This is a genomic window from Ruegeria sp. BJ3 (assembly GCF_056535665.1).
Genome location: NZ_JBQFIT010000001.1, coordinates 1,548,668 through 1,564,991, shown reverse-complemented (window position 1 = coordinate 1,564,991; position 16,324 = coordinate 1,548,668). Strand labels below are relative to the sequence as shown.

16 protein-coding genes are annotated in these 16,324 nt (G+C 61.2%); 12 read left to right on the top strand and 4 right to left on the bottom strand.

Going from position 1 to position 16,324, the window contains the following annotated elements; genetic code table 11:
* Window positions 1-17: 17 nt before the first annotated feature.
* Window positions 18-314, bottom strand: coding sequence for a virulence factor (locus ACR3EL_RS07830; RefSeq protein WP_093962131.1), 297 nt, complete (start codon window positions 312-314; stop codon window positions 18-20).
* A 237-nt stretch (window positions 315-551) separates the two neighbouring features.
* Here ACR3EL_RS07830 and ACR3EL_RS07825 point away from each other — a divergent pair, with 237 nt between their 5' ends.
* From ACR3EL_RS07825 to ACR3EL_RS07815, 3 genes are read left to right on the top strand one after another with little or no spacing between them, the layout of a single operon-like run.
* The gene (locus ACR3EL_RS07825; protein ID WP_170338517.1) at window positions 552-1,664 is read left to right on the top strand and encodes a Ppx/GppA phosphatase family protein; all 1,113 of its coding nucleotides are present in this window, start codon (window positions 552-554) and stop codon (window positions 1,662-1,664) included.
* A complete protein-coding gene (locus tag ACR3EL_RS07820) occupies window positions 1,636-2,016 on the top strand; it encodes a hypothetical protein (protein WP_170538529.1) in 381 nt (126 codons plus the stop codon). The genes ACR3EL_RS07825 and ACR3EL_RS07820 overlap by 29 nt, the downstream gene beginning before the upstream one ends.
* 52 nt (window positions 2,017-2,068) lie before the next feature.
* Window positions 2,069-2,785, top strand: coding sequence for an RlmE family RNA methyltransferase (locus ACR3EL_RS07815; RefSeq protein ID WP_170338513.1), 717 nt, complete (start codon window positions 2,069-2,071; stop codon window positions 2,783-2,785).
* Here the strand turns inward: ACR3EL_RS07815 and ACR3EL_RS07810 are convergent, their stop codons facing one another.
* From ACR3EL_RS07810 to ACR3EL_RS07800, 3 genes are all read right to left on the bottom strand, one after another.
* On the bottom strand, window positions 2,786-2,992 hold the full coding sequence (locus tag ACR3EL_RS07810) for a hypothetical protein (protein ID WP_093962135.1): 207 nt from the start codon (window positions 2,990-2,992) through the stop codon (window positions 2,786-2,788).
* Between the two features lie 97 nt (window positions 2,993-3,089).
* Window positions 3,090-5,012: a multiheme c-type cytochrome gene (locus tag ACR3EL_RS07805; protein ID WP_170338511.1), complete on the bottom strand. Its 1,923-nt coding sequence runs from the start codon at window positions 5,010-5,012 to the stop codon at window positions 3,090-3,092.
* Window positions 5,009-5,875 (bottom strand): YihY/virulence factor BrkB family protein, encoded by an 867-nt coding sequence (locus ACR3EL_RS07800; protein ID WP_170338509.1) that lies wholly within the window; start codon window positions 5,873-5,875, stop codon window positions 5,009-5,011. The genes ACR3EL_RS07805 and ACR3EL_RS07800 overlap by 4 nt, the downstream gene beginning before the upstream one ends.
* A 171-nt stretch (window positions 5,876-6,046) precedes the next feature.
* Between ACR3EL_RS07800 and ACR3EL_RS07795 the strand changes: the two genes are divergently transcribed.
* From ACR3EL_RS07795 to ACR3EL_RS07755, 9 genes are all read left to right on the top strand, one after another.
* The gene (locus ACR3EL_RS07795) at window positions 6,047-7,123 is read left to right on the top strand and encodes an AI-2E family transporter (protein WP_170338507.1); all 1,077 of its coding nucleotides are present in this window, start codon (window positions 6,047-6,049) and stop codon (window positions 7,121-7,123) included.
* 141 nt (window positions 7,124-7,264) lie between these two features.
* Window positions 7,265-8,242, top strand: coding sequence for an AAA family ATPase (locus ACR3EL_RS07790; protein WP_170338505.1), 978 nt, complete (start codon window positions 7,265-7,267; stop codon window positions 8,240-8,242).
* Window positions 8,243-8,262: 20 nt separating this feature from the next.
* The gene (locus ACR3EL_RS07785) at window positions 8,263-9,210 is read left to right on the top strand and encodes a DUF58 domain-containing protein (RefSeq protein ID WP_480721079.1); all 948 of its coding nucleotides are present in this window, start codon (window positions 8,263-8,265) and stop codon (window positions 9,208-9,210) included.
* Window positions 9,207-9,680 carry a DUF4381 domain-containing protein gene (locus tag ACR3EL_RS07780; RefSeq protein ID WP_170338501.1) on the top strand — a complete coding sequence of 158 codons (474 nt, stop codon included), beginning with the start codon at window positions 9,207-9,209 and terminating at the stop codon, window positions 9,678-9,680. Before ACR3EL_RS07785 ends, ACR3EL_RS07780 begins: the two co-directional genes overlap by 4 nt.
* The gene (locus tag ACR3EL_RS07775; RefSeq protein ID WP_170338499.1) at window positions 9,680-10,663 is read left to right on the top strand and encodes a vWA domain-containing protein; all 984 of its coding nucleotides are present in this window, start codon (window positions 9,680-9,682) and stop codon (window positions 10,661-10,663) included. The genes ACR3EL_RS07780 and ACR3EL_RS07775 overlap by 1 nt, the downstream gene beginning before the upstream one ends.
* The gene (locus tag ACR3EL_RS07770) at window positions 10,660-12,162 is read left to right on the top strand and encodes a vWA domain-containing protein (RefSeq protein ID WP_170338497.1); all 1,503 of its coding nucleotides are present in this window, start codon (window positions 10,660-10,662) and stop codon (window positions 12,160-12,162) included. Before ACR3EL_RS07775 ends, ACR3EL_RS07770 begins: the two co-directional genes overlap by 4 nt.
* Window positions 12,159-13,385 carry a BatD family protein gene (locus tag ACR3EL_RS07765; protein WP_170338495.1) on the top strand — a complete coding sequence of 409 codons (1,227 nt, stop codon included), beginning with the start codon at window positions 12,159-12,161 and terminating at the stop codon, window positions 13,383-13,385. Before ACR3EL_RS07770 ends, ACR3EL_RS07765 begins: the two co-directional genes overlap by 4 nt.
* Before the next feature lie 258 nt (window positions 13,386-13,643).
* Window positions 13,644-15,254, top strand: a complete 1,611-nt coding sequence (locus ACR3EL_RS07760) for an arylsulfatase (protein ID WP_093962145.1) — start codon at window positions 13,644-13,646, stop codon at window positions 15,252-15,254.
* Between the two features lie 75 nt (window positions 15,255-15,329).
* Window positions 15,330-16,304, top strand: coding sequence for an HAD family hydrolase (locus tag ACR3EL_RS07755; protein WP_170338493.1), 975 nt, complete (start codon window positions 15,330-15,332; stop codon window positions 16,302-16,304).
* Window positions 16,305-16,324 lie beyond the last annotated feature (20 nt).

Sequence of the window (16,324 nt, the reverse complement as noted above, 5' to 3'; positions counted from 1 at the left end):
CCATAAAGATCTGGGGCTCATGCCCAACCGTCATTTGCGATCAGGGCCTTGATGCGGTCCTGATCGTATTCCGTTTCCAGGCGTAGCGCTTCAGCCTCGGCGATCTCGGTCGGGTCACCCTCAACCTCGAACGGCTCGGCTTTGCGCCACTCGGCCAGATAGGCATCACTGTCCTTGGCGTTCACCTTCATGGCTGCGCGATCGATGGCTTGCTCGAACCGCACATCCAACTGTCGTTTTGCGCCACGGCGGCCCTTGCCCACGATGACCTGAGCGGGGATGTCGCGCCAGTAAACGATGGTGACGTCAGGCATTGATCTTGATTCCTCCTAACCAGATGATCCGGTTCTAAACGGCTATGTGGGGCCGGGTCGGTCGGATTTCGACACCCGGGGCTTTTACAGCGACGTTTTGCAGTTCGGGATACAGGCCCTGCACCGGTTTCTCCAGTGTCGGGGTCCATCAAAATCCTCATGACTTTAATGAGCGTCTTGCACGACGCGCGCCCGCGACCTAAGGTCGGGGTAACTCGAAAATCGGAGGGCGTGACGATGGCGCCCAAGCGTCCCAAAGGTGCGGGCGCGTTCCCGAAGGTGGTCGAAAGCCCCGCGCCGGCAAGACCCGATCCAGACGCCCTGTACGCTGCGCTGGATCTGGGAACAAATAGCTGCCGCATGTTGATCGCCCAGCCCAAGGGCAGCGGGTTTCATGTGGTGGACAGCTTCTCGAAGTCCGTGCAACTGGGCTCGGGGCTTGAAAGGACCGGACGGCTGTCGCGGTCCTCCATGGCGCGAACCATTCAAGCCTTGCGCATTTGTCAGCAGAAGCTGAAGCGCAACAAGGTCAAGCGCATGCGGCTGGTGGCGACCGAGGCCTGCCGCCGCGCCCGAAACTCACGCGACTTCATACGTCAGGTGAAGCGTGAGACTGGCCTGAACCTTGAAATCATCCAACCCGAGGAAGAAGCCCGTCTGGCGGTCATTTCCTGTGCTCCGCTGGTCAGCACCAAGACCGAGCAGTTGTTGGTCGTCGATATCGGCGGCGGCTCGACCGAGCTGGTCTGGATTGACCTGTCCTCGGTTCCGCGACGCGACCGTTCAACGGCGATCATGCGGCTGCATAACGGGTTTCACACCGTCGACAGTCCCTTTCCCGCCGCCAAGGTGGTGGACTGGATCAGCGTTCCACTGGGCGTCGCCACACTGCGCGATCAGTTCCACGATGTCGAAGACGATGCTGCCCGCTTTGCCCTGATGAGTTGGTTTTTTGAAGAAAACCTCGCCGATTTTGCGCCGTATAAGGACGAACAGGCCCGTGAGGGGTTTCAGATCGTTGGCACCAGCGGCACCGTCACAACCGTTGCTGCCTCTCATCTGGGCTTGAAACGCTATGACCGGACCAAGGTGGACGGCCTGCGCATGACCAGCGATCAGATCGACAAGGTCATTCGCGGCTATCTGGAGCTTGGCCCTCAAGGCCGCCGTCGCGATCCACGCATCGGCGAGGACCGGCAGGCCCTGATCATGTCCGGATCTGCCATCTTGCAGGCGCTGTTGCGCTGCTGGCCGACCGACCGCCTCTCGGTGGCGGACCGCGGGCTGCGCGAGGGTTTGCTTTATGCACAGATGAGCGCCGATGGCGTCCTGGAAGACGGGCCGTTTTGAGAAAGCTCTGCGCTGCATGCCGCTTGCGACCATAGCGATCGCCTACCGGGTTTCGACGGCTGCAACAACGATCTGTGCGCTTGAGGCTGCCGGGTTCAAGGTGTTCAGCCCGGGTTTTCACATCGCCAACACCGTTCCGCACTATGCTTTGGCGATTGGCGGCATTGGGATCGCCGTGCCAGCGGTCGACTCGGCAGAGGCGCTAGAACTGTTGCACAGTTTTTCGAGCCCACCGCCGACATCTGGCACCCTCGGCGGGAAGCTCTTGAACGGTCTTGGATGGGTGGCATTTGGTATTTCTACGCCCTGGCCCGATCTGCTATTGATGGAGCGGTCGATATCATCGGCTTGATGCCACATGAACAAGCGGGTAAAGGCCTCGCAGTCTTCAGGAGACCTTTTCAATGGCCAAGAAACCCAGCGGCAAAAACACTTCGGGACGCGGGCAGCGTGACCTGAAGGTCAAGGTCAAGACCGCGCGCGGACGCAAGCTCAGCTCGACCCGCTGGCTCGAGCGGCAGCTGAATGACCCGTATGTCAAGCGAGCGCAGGCCGAGGGGTATCGGGGTCGCGCGGCCTACAAGATTCTGGAGTTGGACGACAAGTTCCGCTTTTTGGTTCCGGGCGCACGCGTGGTCGACCTTGGTTGCGCACCCGGTGGCTGGTGCCAGGTCGCGGTCAAACGCGTGAATGCGCTGGGCGAGAAATCGGGCAAGCGGATCGGGACGGTTCTGGGTGTCGACCTCCAAGAGGTCGAGCCCGTGGCGGGTGCCGAAACCCACGTTCTGGACTTCATGGAAGACGATGCCGACGAGAAGGTAAAACAGTGGTTGGGCGGCAAGGCTGATGTTGTCATGTCGGACATGGCCGCCGCGTCCTCCGGGCACAAGCAGACCGACCACCTGCGGATCATGGCGCTGTGCGAAACCGCCGCCTATTTCGCCTTTGACGTGCTGGAGGTCGGAGGAACCTTTGTCGCAAAAGTCCTGGCCGGTGGCGCCGAGGGTGATCTGCAGAAACTGCTGAAGCAGAAGTTCGACAAAGTGGCAAACGTCAAACCGCCAGCTTCACGGTCGGACAGTTCGGAAAAATTCGTGGTGGCAACCGGTTTTCGGGGCTGATCAGTCGTCGTCCAACGCGATCTTGTCGGCTACAATCCGCTGCGGCCGCAACGACGCCGCCGCCATCCCCTGCAGCAGCAACGCCTCGCCATGGTTGAGATACGTGGCCGGCTTGTTGCGCAACTCGTCGATCCGCTGATCCAGCGAGACCCGGCGCGTGGCCACAGGTTGGTCGAGCTTGGTCGACGGGCGTTTCAAATACAACATGGATTACCACATCCTGAACTGGTCAATGCCTTGACCATGGATGTTGACCCGTAAATGGGACTGCAAAATGGCGCAACTGCGTCGCTTCGATGCCGGCCTACCGGCCTAGCTGCCGCGCAAAATCCTGAAGTGCTGGGCTGTCCGGCAGAGTCCGAAGACCCTCCTCCAATACCTGGCGGGCTGCATCCGTGCCGCGGTTGATTTGGGCCAGTTGGATCAGCATTGGCCAAGCATCTTCGCGCTGGGGATCCATCGATACCACCTGACGAAAGGCCTGTTCGGCGGCGACAGGGTTTCTCAGCGTAAGCGCCATCCCCCCAAGGACCAGATGAGTTTCCGGGAAATCCAGACGGTTTGACAAGGAGCGCTGCCAATCCGCCATGTTCTCACGCGCGTTGTTGCGCTGCAGGGGCGTCAAAGCCGCGGCGGGAATGGGCAGGAACTCTTTGGCAGCGGCAAGGCGTACGCTTCGCACTGGGTCGGACAACAGCGGCGACAGCCGGGCCACCCTGTTGTCCAGCCCTGCCGCCCGCTGCAACACTGCCGCGTTGGCGCGGACCAACGGGTCTTCATCGGTCAGCATCGCTGCTGTTTGCTCGGCCATTTCGGGGGTCGCGAAGGGTTGCAGCAGATAGGCGGCCGTCGCCCGCACGATGCCGGGTTGCGCACCGTCCTGAGCAACTGCTAGCAACGCGGCCGGGTCCTCGACCTCTCCGGCGAATGCGGGGGCGAATGCCGTACCGAAATGGGGCGTACGGTGATCCGATTCCGGGAACCAGTCATTGATGGCGGCGGCGGCCCACGGCTGATCCTGATCCGTGTGGCAATCAGTGCAGGCATCCTCTCCCAAGCCCAGATCGGGGCGCGGCACACGGAAACTGTGATCGCGCCGACCATCCACGCCCATATAGAGGCGTTCGATCATGTGGCAGCTTTTGCACTGCGCCCCCTCGCCTCCCTCCGGGTGGTGGTGGTGTGAGGGATCGTCGTATTGCGCCTTTCGCAGTGATGGAAAATCGGGATTGCCGGCCGGAGAATGGCACTGCGTACAGACCGCATTGCCCTTGGCCTTTAAAGTTGCGCTGTGCGCCTCATGGCAATTCAGGCAGCCGACGCCTTGTGCATACATTTTGGACTGCAGAAACGATCCATAGACATAGACCTCGTCCAGTATCTGGCCGTCGGGCTGGTACAGACCCGGACGCAGAAGCGCCAGATTGTAGGCATCGTGAAATGGCGTGCCAGGCAGCGGGTTTCCGTCCTCCAGCGCTTCGCGGCGGGAATGACAGCCGGCGCATTGCTGAATCTCGACCTCGGTGTCGCCCGTACCCCAGATGGCAGGGAAGCCAAACTCGTTCAGCCCGGCAGGCGCGGGCTGACCTTTTGTCCAATCCAGATGGGCCGAGCCGGGGCCATGGCAGGCCTCACAGCCCACGCCGATCTCAACCTGCTCGGAAGCAAAGGACTGGGTCTGCGGCTGAAAGTTTTTTTCGAACCCTGTCGCGTGGCACTCCGCGCAGCGGCCGTTCCAATTCTTGTAGGGGCCGGTCCAGTGCAACCCATCGTCTGGCGGCAAGTCCTGATCGGGATACAGGTGGTACCAGCGCTCGGCCTGCGTGTCCCAGACCACATCAAAGCTCTGCAATCGGCCGGGCTCGGTTTCAAACAGATATTGCTGCAACGGCTCAATCCCCGCGACGGAATGAACCCTGTATTGCTGGCTTTGGCCGTCCTTCTCGGTCACGTCGGCAAGATAGTCCGACCCCTCCTGCCGAAACGTGACGGACATGCCGTCATGAGAAAAGGTCGTTTCATCAAAATCGGCCACAACGGTGTCTGGCGTGGGTTCTGTCCAAGCCAAGGCGTGGTGGGATCCCGCCCAGGCTTGCACCTGTTCGTCATGACAATCACGACAAGCGTCCGAGCCGACATAGTCCTGCGCCCAAGCCCAACCGCCGTTTTGCAACAGGGCGCATCCGGAAAATGCGATGATCCGGGCGATGCGGTGCAAATTTCTCATGAAGGTCCGACCTCACCCTGGTTGTCGATGTCCATCAGCGCGCCATTGAACTCTGCGCCGAAAATTAGGATGGCGGCGCACAGATACATGAAAATCAACGCGGCCATGGCCCCGGCCAGGCCAGCATAGGTGGCGCTGTACGTCGCGAACTGCGCGATATAGACTGAGAACCCCCACCCTCCGGCCGCCCACAACAGAAGGGTCAGCGCCACGCCGGGCAGGATTTGCATGATGCGGTGACGCTTGGTCGGCAGGATCAAATGGGCCAGCAGAACCGTTCCCGCCGGCACCGCCACCGTAAAGGTCCACCGCAAACGGTCAACCGACAGCCATTCGCCCACGTCCACGGCAGTATTCTCGGACACCAGACGTGTGTAGACCGGCAGCACCAGTTCAACCGCCGCGATCAGCAGGATCGCGGTTCCGCCCAAAATGACCAACCCGAGGCACAGCAGGCGCGTCTTCCAGAATGGCCAGCTGTCATTGTCATGATAGGCTTGGTTCATGGCGGCTCGTACCGCCGCCACTCCGTTCGAGGCGAAGTAGACGGCCAGCAGACCGCCCAGCGTGATCACACCCGAACCCGACCCGTCCAGAACCGCGCGCAGTTCTGCCACGATGGGCTGGGCCACGTCCTGTGGCCACGCACCGAAAATCAACTCGATCAGTTCGTCCGTCACATATCCCTGCGACAACGATCCGGCCAAAGCGACGGTGAACAGAACAAACGGAAACAGCGCCAGCATCAGCGACATCGCCACATGGCTGCTCATGACGAAACCGTTTTTGTCGCCGAAGCGTTGGACCGCCAGCCACAGCGCCCGGCCAAACCGGCCAAAAACGGGAATCGAAAGACGTGTCATTGGGAAACTCTAGCCTGCAATCCGCGTTGGAAGAACCAGCCAATGTGCCAATTGCACGAGATTCTTCCGAATAACTGTCTGGCCCGATTGCATAAAGCCCGCCGCCTGTGCAGGATTGCCCCACAAAACTCCAATCGCTGCCGGCTTGCGCCGGTATAGCTGAGGCCCCGCATGACGCCATCAGAGCCCCCCACCCGCACACCGCTGAGGTTGAGTGTCGTACGCGACGTCACCATCGTGCTGACGCTTGTGGTTCTGGGGCTTTACGCAGGCGCCAGCTTTCTGATTCCGCTGACCATGGCCTTGCTGATCAACGTGCTGATCATCGCACTCAGCGATCGGGTTATCGCGCTGACCCGTGCTCCGGTCTGGCTTGCCAACCTGGCCGCAGTCACAGTGGTTCTGGCAGGCCTGTTCATGATCACCTACATCCTCGGCAGTCAGGCCACGCAGTTCGCGCGAACCGCGGGCACCTATGAAAGCCAGTTCGACGGCGTGATCAACCGCGTCACCGGTCTGGTCGGGAATGATGTCACCTCTTTTGTCCGGGACAACCTGATCAGCATCGACATGACTTCAGTCGCCCGGATTTTGCTGGGCAGCGCCACCTCGATGCTGAACCAGTTCTTCCTGATCAGCCTTTATGTGGCCTTCCTTATGGCCGAGCGGCTGGCCTTCCGCAAAAAGCTGCGGATTGCAGCCGGCAACCCCGTCACCGGAGCTGAGCTTTCCTCGGTACTGGATGCGATAACCTTCAGCTTGCAGCGCTATGTCGGGGTCAAGACCTTCATCAGCCTCGTTACCGCTGGAATCAGCTATTCGGTTTTTCGCGTGTTGGGTTTGGAATACGCGGAAACCTGGGCCGTTCTGACGTTTGCCCTGAACTTCATCCCATCAATCGGGTCGATCATCGCTGTGATCTTTCCCGCGATGATCGCCCTTGTTCAGTTCGAGACGATCGGCCCGTTCCTGATCATCGTCTTCGGGTGCGGTACCATCCAATTCCTGATCGGCAACTTCCTTGATCCGGCCCTGCTGGGCCGCTCGCTGAACATGTCGACCTTTCTTGTGATTTTGGCGCTGACCTTCTGGACCACGGTCTGGGGCCTGATCGGCGCGTTTCTCAGCGTTCCGTTGACCGTGTGCATTCTGATCATCTTCAGCCACATTCCGGCCCTGCGCCCGATCGCCGTCCTGATGTCGCTGGACGGACGTCTGGCCGACGACGTCAAGTCGGCACGGCCCTGATCAGGGCTGAACACCCTGAAATCGGGGGTGGATCGGCCCGAGGTGCGCTGCTAACTTTCAAATATTGCAATGGATTGACCGAAAAGATCCAGCGGGTCCGGCGCAAACGCATGATTGACCGTTTCTGATGATTGGACCGCCATGACACCGCTTGACCAAATCAACGATCTGAAAGCCCGGATGGCCCAATCGATCATTGGACAGACACAGGTCATCGACCGCCTTCTGATCGGGCTGCTGGCCAACGGGAACCTGCTGATCGAAGGTTTGCCCGGCCTGGCCAAAACCCGTGCCGTCAAGGCGATGGCGCGCAATCTTGATGCCGAATTCAGCCGCATCCAGTTTACGCCGGACCTGCTGCCGTCCGACGTGACCGGAACCGAAGTCTATACCCAGACCGACGCGGGCGGCACCTTTCGGTTCGAGCCCGGCCCGATCTTCGCCAACATCGTCCTGGCGGACGAGATCAACCGCGCGCCGGCCAAAGTTCAGGCCGCGCTGCTTGAGGCGATGGAGGAACGGCAGGTCACCGTATCCGGCACCACCCATAAGATGGAGCCGCTGTTCATCGTGATGGCCACCCAGAACCCGATCGAGCAGGAAGGTACCTATCCGCTGCCCGAGGCGCAGATGGACCGGTTCCTGATGCATGTGCAGATCACCTACCCCCCGGTCGAGGACGAGGTGCTGGTGATCCGTCTGGTCCGCGGCGAGGACACCGCCGCCAATTCCGGAACCACTGCCGAGAAACCCTCACCGATCCCGCAGGATGCCGTTTTTGCCGCCCGGCAGCAGATCGGGCAGATCCATGTTTCGGATGCGATGGATCGGTACATGGCCGATCTGGTTCAGGCGACCCGGACGCCGTCCGCGCTCAGCGATGACCTCGCCGCGTGGATCGAGATCGGCGCCAGTCCGCGGGCGTCGCTGGCGCTGGACAAATGCGGCCGGGCCCATGCCTGGATGAACGGGCGCGACTATGTCGACCCGGCCGACATCCGTGCCATTGCCCATGACGTGTTCCGCCACCGCGTCACGCTGAGTTTCGAAGCGCAGGGGGACGCCAAGACCGCCGATGACGTGATCGACGAGATCCTGAAGCTCGTCGCCCTGCCCTGATCGCAACAAAGGAGAGCCGCGTGTCCCCGACCGCAGCGACATCCCGCGACCCACGCATCCACGTCGATGCCCGCCACCTGCTGAGCCTCGGCGGACGCAGCGGCGCACTCAGCCTTTTGCCGCGACAGCCTGCCTGTTCGGTGCTGAACGGCCGCCATGCCTCGCGCCTGCGCGGGCGCGGCCTGAATTTCGAGGAACTGCGCACCTATCTGCCCGGCGACGACATCCGCACGATCGACTGGAAAGTGACGGCCCGAACGGGCGAGCCGCATGTGCGCGTCTATACCGAAGAGCGTGACCGCCCGGCGCTGCTGCTGGTGGATCAGCGGGTTTCGATGTTCTTCGGCACACAAGTCTACATGAAATCGGTAGTGGCAGCCGAGGCCGCGGCCATCGCTGCTCATCGGGTTCTGGCGCAAGGCGACCGCGTCGGCGGTATCGTGTTCGGCGATACCGACCTGGCCGAACATCGGCCACAGCGCCGCCCAGCGGCCTTGCGGCGGTTTCTGTCCTCGCTCGGTGCGCTCAATTGCAGCCTGGATGCCGGGCTGCGCCCACAAGCCTCGGTCACGCTGAACCAGGTGCTGCAACAGGCTGCGCGCATCGCACATACCAATGCCTTGGTCTGTGTATTCTCGGATTTTGACGGCCTGACCGACGGGTCCGAACGGCTGCTGCGCCGCCTGGCCCATTCCAATGACCTGATCCTGTTCGACATCTCCGACCCAATCTCGCGCCATATGCCGCCCGAGCTGCGGCTGACGGTCTCGGACGGCGACCAGCAGATCGAACTGGATGCGTCAGACCGCCAAATGTCGGACCGCGTGACCCAAGCGATGGAGCAAAGACTGGCGCAGCTGCAATCCTGGTCGCGCCGATACGGGTTTCCCATCGTCCCGCTGACCACCGCCGAGCCCGCATTGGCCCAGATCCTGAGGCTGTTCGGCCATCAAGGGGGGCGGTTATGACCCCGGACACCGAAGGCAAATCGCTGGTCGAGCTTCTGGACATGCTGGAACCCGCGCCCGAGCCGGCTCCGATTTCCATGGTGCCGCAGACCTGGGGCTGGGTTGTTCTGGCGGTGGCGCTGTTGCTCGTGCTTGGTCTGATCCTCGTTACGATCTGGCGGCACCGGCGGGCAAATGCCTATCGGCGGCTTGCGCTGAAGGAATTGGACCGGTGTCAGAATGACCCGGCCAAAGCCGCGGAGATCGTGCGCCGTGCCGCCCTTGCCGCCTTTCACCGGTCTCAGGTGGCCAGTTTGACCGGTGACGACTGGACGAATTTTCTGGGCCAAACCGCTGATCTGTCCGGGTTTTCCGCCTCTGCCCTCGGCAATCTGGCGGCCGCCCCCTACCGCAAGGGGGTCACCGATCCGGATGCCACCGAACTGGCGCGGCACTGGATCAAGTCGCATCGGTCCAAGGGGGCGGTCTGATGTTCAGTTTCGCCGCGCCTTGGGTGTTTCTTCTGCTGCCGCTGCCGGCACTGGTCTATTTCTATGCTCCGCCGCACCGGCAGCGGGTCGATGCCATTCGCATCCCGTTCTTTCGCCACGTCGCCCAGGCGGCCGGGGCCGAGCCGCAATCCGGCTCGGTAACCCTGAGACGGAGGCGGCTGCAAACCGGTCTGGCGATCCTGATCTGGGTGCTTCTGGTTCTGGCAATGGCACGGCCCGAACGGTTGGGCGACCCGATCGTCATCGAAAAAACCGCCCGCGACGTGGTGCTGGCCGTGGACATCTCGGGTTCGATGGACCAGCGCGATTTCAAGGCCGCAGATGGCACGCCCAAGCAGCGGCTGGAGGCCGTCAAGGACGTTCTGCGCGCCTTCATCGCCGCGCGCGACGGCGACCGGATGGCGCTGATCATCTTTGGCACCCGCGCTTTCGTTCAGGCCCCGTTCACCGAGGATTTGCAAAGCCTCACCGGCTTTCTGGACCAGACCGCCGTCGGCATGGCCGGTCCGAACACGGCGCTGGGCGATGCGATCGGGCTGGGCATCCGAACCTTCGAGTCGAGCGAGGTGGACCAACGCCTGATGATCGTGCTGTCGGACGGTGCCGACACCTCAAGCCGCATGACGCCGGTCAATGCCGCATCGATTGCCGCGGACAAGGGTGTCGTGATCTACACGATCGGCGTCGGCGACCCGGATGCCACGGGCGAAGACCGGGTCGATCTGGACGCGCTGAAGGACATCGCCAACAAAACCCAAGGCCAGTATTTCTTTGCCGATGATGAGGCCGCTCTGACCGAGGTCTACCAACAGATCGACGCCCAGAACCCCCGCGTGGTGGAAACCCAAAGTTATCGCCCGAGGGTCAGCCTTGCGCATTATCCGCTGGCGGCGGCGCTGCTGCTCATCCTCGCCAGTACCCTGGGCTTTTACCTTTCACAGGGTCGGAGGCGCGCGGCATGATCGACGCTCTGGCCCAGTTCCATTTCCTGCGCCCCTACTGGTTGCTGCTTTTGCTGCCGATTGCCACCGCCTGGTGGCTTACCCGGCCGCGCAGATCGGGCAGCTCGGACCTGCCTGCGGGCATCGCGCCCCACCTGGCGCAGGCACTGCGTCTGGGGGCCGAAGATCAAAGGCGAGTCGGTCCGCTGGACCTCGCCGCGCTCGCCGCCGGTCTTCTCACCCTTGCCGTGGCAGGGCCGACATGGTCACGGGCGCCAAACCCTCTGATCGCGGACACCGCGCCGCTGGTGATCGCGCTCAAGGTCACCGACAGCATGGAGGAGGCGGACCTTGCGCCGTCACGGTTGGACCGTGCCAAGTTGAAGATCACCGATCTGATCAACACCCGCGCAGGCGCGCCCACCGCCCTGATCGCCTATGCCGGATCCGCGCACCGGGTCGCGCCGCTAACCGAAGACGCCAACATCCTGCGCCCCTTGCTGGAAGGCTTGACCCCGGCGGTCATGCCGGTTTCGGGCGATGCCGCCGGTGACGCACTGACGCTGGCGCAGGACATTCTTGGCGATCAGATGGGCACAGGCGCGGTTCTCTTCGTACTCGACGACATCGATCCGCAACAGGTTTCCGCATTGGGACAATCTGATACCCCGTTGTTTTTTCTGACAATGCTTCCGGATGGCCGCCAGATTCCGCAACTGGACGGCCTGCGCAGCGCCACGATCGTTCCCTTCTCGGGCGACGACCGCGACATCACCCGGCTGAACCGCGGGATCACCCGCAGTTTTTCTGCAGCCTTGGGCGAGGATGATCGCGTCGACTGGCAGGACCGGGCCTGGATTTTGGCCTGGCCCGTCGCCTTGATCGCGCTTCTGTGGTTCCGACGTGGCTGGGTCATTCGCTGGGGATTTGTGGCATTGCTGTTTCTGCCGCCGACCGGCGCGCGCGCAGACGGTTGGCGGGACTGGTTCCTGACCCCGGACCAGCAGGGCCACATCGCCATGAACCAAAGGGACTACGCCGCCGCCAGCACCCTGTTTCAGGATCCGTATCACCGAGGGTATGCGCAGCTAAAGGCCGGGCAATATGCGGAAGCCTCCGAGACCTTTGCTCAGCTTTCAACGCCCGAAGCGGCGTTTGCCGAAGGCATGGCCCGCATCCGAAATCGAGAGTATCGTCCGGCCATCGCAGCCTTTGAAACCGCGCTTGAGCGCCGCCCGGATTGGCCGGAGGCCGCGTACAATCTGGCCGTCGCCAAAGCCATTCTGGCCGAAGTCGAATCCACCCGCGAGCAATCCGATACCGGCGAGGAAGCGGGCATCGGGGCTGATGACGTGGTGTTCGACAACGAAGCCGGTCTGGGCGCGGACACCACGCAACAGGCCGAGACCGGGGACGCCGCGCCCCTGTCTGCCGACCAGTGGATCAGCGCCATCGACACAGACATGCAGGACTTCCTGCGCAGCCGGTTTGTTCTTGAAAATCAGGAGAGGTCCCAATGAGGTACCTGGCGCTCTTGATGCTGCTTCTATGCCCAGTCCAGGTTTTGGCGCAAGCAACAGACATCCAGCCCCGCGTCACGATCGAAGTGCCTGAGGATCCGACAATCGTCGGCCAACCCGCCATCGTTCGCCTGAAGGTGCTGGTGCCGACCTACATGCCAGATCCGCCGGTCTTTCCATCGCTTGAACAGGAAAACCTTCTGGTACGCCTGCCCGATCGCGCTTCTGGGCCGGTCAGCGAGAGCGTTGAGGGCGAAACATGGTCAGGGGTTCAGCGTAGCTATCGGCTGTATCCGCTGGCTCCCGGCACGTATGATTTCGCCGCTGCCGAGGTGCAGGTGACATTTGCGGATCCGGAAACCAATGATCCCGTTCAGGTCTCGGTTCCCCTGCCCGCCGTTCGCCTGACAGTCGAGGTTCCTGACGCAGCCCAAGGATTGGATCCCCTGATAATCGCTCACGGGTTCGAGCTGACCCAGGAGATTGAGGGCGATACCAGCCTTCAAACCGGCGACGCGCTGACCCGCACCCTGACGGCCAAAATCACTGGAACGACCCCGATCATGATCCCGCCTTTGTTACCCGAGATCGAGGGCCCGTTGTTGCGAGCCTATCCCAATGAACCCCGATTGTCGGAAACCGAAGACCGGGGCGTTCTGTCCGGCCAACGAACCGACCGGGTGACCTATGTGGCCCAGGACGGCGGACAAACTCAATTGCCGGCTGTCGAGATCGATTGGTTCAATCTCAAGACCAACAAGGTCGAAACTGCGCGCGCCGATCCTGTCGACCTCGTTCTTGCGCCGCCGCCTTGGCGGCCTCCCGACCGAGAAACCGTCCTGCGGCTGGCAGGCTATTTCATCATTGGGATCGCGATATTATGGCTTGTGTTTCTTAGGCTACATCCGGTTATCAAAGCACGCTGGGCAGCGGCCAGGCAACGCAGGCTGGCCTCGGCAGCGCATGCCTTTTCGGAACTCAAGCAGGCTGTGCGCCAACAAGACTTGGCCCGTGTTTATCAAAAGTTGGAAGTCTGGAAACGGCGACTGGCCGACCCGCCAGACACTGCTGAATTCGAGGCTTCTCTGGCCGAAATCGGCGCGTCCAGATATGGCGGCGGCGATCAGCAAGCGGAAAACTGGAGCAAGGTCCGAGATTGCCTTGACCGTATCGCCCGCCCCCTAGGCCACTCTCAATCCGCTTTGCCTCAGCTCAATCCCTGACGCGGCTGCCAATTACTTACCTTACGTCAACCCAATCTGAGCCAAATCCCAGGGCGCTATCTTCAAACATAAGTATTTTTAGATTGGTCTTTGTGATAGTTATCAATTGCCTAGAGGGGCTTGTCTTGATTCCCCCTTTTTGCCGAACCGCCTGACCTGCGAAGGGCGTGTTGAATGATTGACGGATCGGGGGACGCATTTTCCCCTTTTTGACTTTCCTGCAAGGCCGTTTTTGCCTGACCACATAAGGAGAAAAAGATGTCATCACAGGGAAATTTAACGCATCTATGGCGCAGAGGACTGCGACGATTGGCAGTTGCTACGGTTTCTGTCGCGCTGGCCGCGCCGGCCTGGGCGCAAGATCAGAAACCCAACATTCTGGTCATCTGGGGCGACGACATCGGTCAGTCGAACATCTCGGCCTATACCAAAGGCATGATGGGATACCGTACGCCCAATATCGACCGGGTCGCGAATGAAGGTATGATCTTCACCGACTATTATGGTGAGCAGTCCTGTACCGCAGGGCGGTCGTCTTACATCATGGGTCAGTCAGTGTTCCGCACAGGGCTGTCGAAGGTTGGCCTGCCAGGTGCCGATCTTGGTATGCAGGTCGAAGATCCGACCATTGCTGGGTTGTTGAAGGACCACGGCTATGCCACCGGTCAATTCGGCAAGAACCACCTGGGAGACAAAGATGAACATCTTCCGACAAACCACGGATTTGACGAGTTTTTCGGAAATCTCTATCACCTGAACGCGGAAGAGGAGCCCGAGAACGAAGACTATCCGGGTGACACCGTTCTGCCCGATGGCCGGACTTTCCGCGAAGCCTTCGGTCCCCGTGGCGTCATCAAGTCCAAGGCCGACGGAACCATCGAAGATACCGGACCGCTGACCAAGAAGCGGATGGAAACCGTGGATGAGGAAACGGTGGCTGCGGCGATCGACTTTATCAAGCGGGCCCACGAGCAAGGCCAGCCCTTCTATGTCTGGTGGAACGGAACGCGCATGCACTTCCGCACTCACGTCAAAGACGAGATGCGCCAGCAGGCCAATGACATGACCGGTCGTGTGATGGACGAATACTCGGCCGGCATGATCGAACATGACATGCATGTGGGCCAGTTGCTCGATCTGCTGGACGAGTTGGGCATCGCCGACAACACGATCGTCCATTACTCGACAGACAACGGACCGCACTACAATACATGGCCTGATGCTGCGTCCACACCGTTCTGGGGCGAAAAGAACACCAACTGGGAAGGCGGCTGGCGCGTGCCCTCGATGGTGCGTTGGCCCGGCAAGATCGAACCCGGCTCGGTCACAAACGAGATCGTGCATCACATGGACTGGCTTCCGACCTATCTGGCGGCGGCCGGAGATCCCGAGATCAAGGACAAGCTGAAAGCAGGCTATTCGTCCTCGGGGATGGGTCGCGACTACAAGGTGCATCTGGACGGCTACAACATCCTGCCGCTCTTGACGGGTGAAACCACAGAAAGCCCGCGCAAGGAGATCTTCTATTTTTCGGATGACGGCGACATGACGGCGCTTCGCTTCGGAGACTGGAAGCTGATCTTCCTGGAGCAGAAGGCCTGGGCCACCCTGCGCGCCTGGATGGAGCCGTGGACCGAACTGCGCGTTCCGATCATCGTGAACCTGCGCCGCGATCCCTATGAGCGTGGATATCGCACGTCCAACACGTACTATGACTGGATGATCGACCGCGTGTATTTCCTGGTGCCCGCGCAGCAATACGTGGCGAATTTCCTCGCAACCTTCCAGGAGTTCCCGCCGCGCCAGAAGGCGGCGAGCTTCAGCCTGGATCAGGTGATGGAAAAGATGCTGACGCCGACCAACAACTGATAAAGGTCGGTTCTACTCTCGAGGGTCGCCGGCTTGATCGGCGACCCTCATTTCTTTGATGCGAAAGGATATTTCATGTTCCGCCTGATCTTCTCAGCCGCCGTTTTCGCGTTGCCTGCGGGCCTTGCGGCGGACCCTCTGCCCAGTTGGACCGACAGTCCGGCCAAGGAACGGATCATCGCCTTTGTCGATACGGTGACGACGCCGAACTCGGACGACTATGTCACCCCCGCAGACAGGGTGGCGGTGTTTGACAATGACGGAACGCTCTGGGCCGAGCAGCCGGTCTATTTCCAGTTCATATACGCCATGGATGAGTTGGCCGAGATGGCGCAGGACGATCCCTCGATCCTGACCACGCCGACCTTGGAGGCCGCGGCCAAGGGCGACGCCGAAACCGTTCTGAAGGGCGGTGAAGATGCCTTGATCGAAGTCGTCAGCGCCACGCATTCGGGGCTCAGCGTCGATGCGTTCCAGGCTTCCGTCGCCGAATGGCTTCATACGGAACGCCATCCCGATACGGGGCTGGCCTATGACCAGATGACGTACCAGCCCATGGTCGAACTGCTCAGGTATCTGCGCGACGAGGGATTCACGACCTACATAGTTTCGGGTGGAGGCCTGCATTTCATGCGCGTGTTCGCCGAGGACGCCTATGGGATACCGCCCAACCAGATCTTGGGTACCTATGCGGACAGCACCTACGAACTTGTCGACGGCACTCCCACGATCATGAAGGCGCCCGCGCTGGCGTTCATCGACGACAAGGAGGGCAAGCCAATCAACATCGAGCGTACGATCGGGAAACGCCCGATCCTGGCGGTCGGCAACTCGGACGGTGATTTTGCCATGCTGGAATGGACCACCGCCGGCGACGGGCCGCGGATGGGCGTTCTGATCCACCACACAGATGCCGAACGGGAATGGGCCTATGATCGCGACAGCCACATCGGGCGGCTTGTCGACGGGCTGGACAAAGGCCCTGAAATGGGCTGGGTTATCGTGGATATGGCCAAAGACTGGTCCCGGGTTTTCACCGGCTCGAACTAAAGCGCGGAAAGGTCGGCACA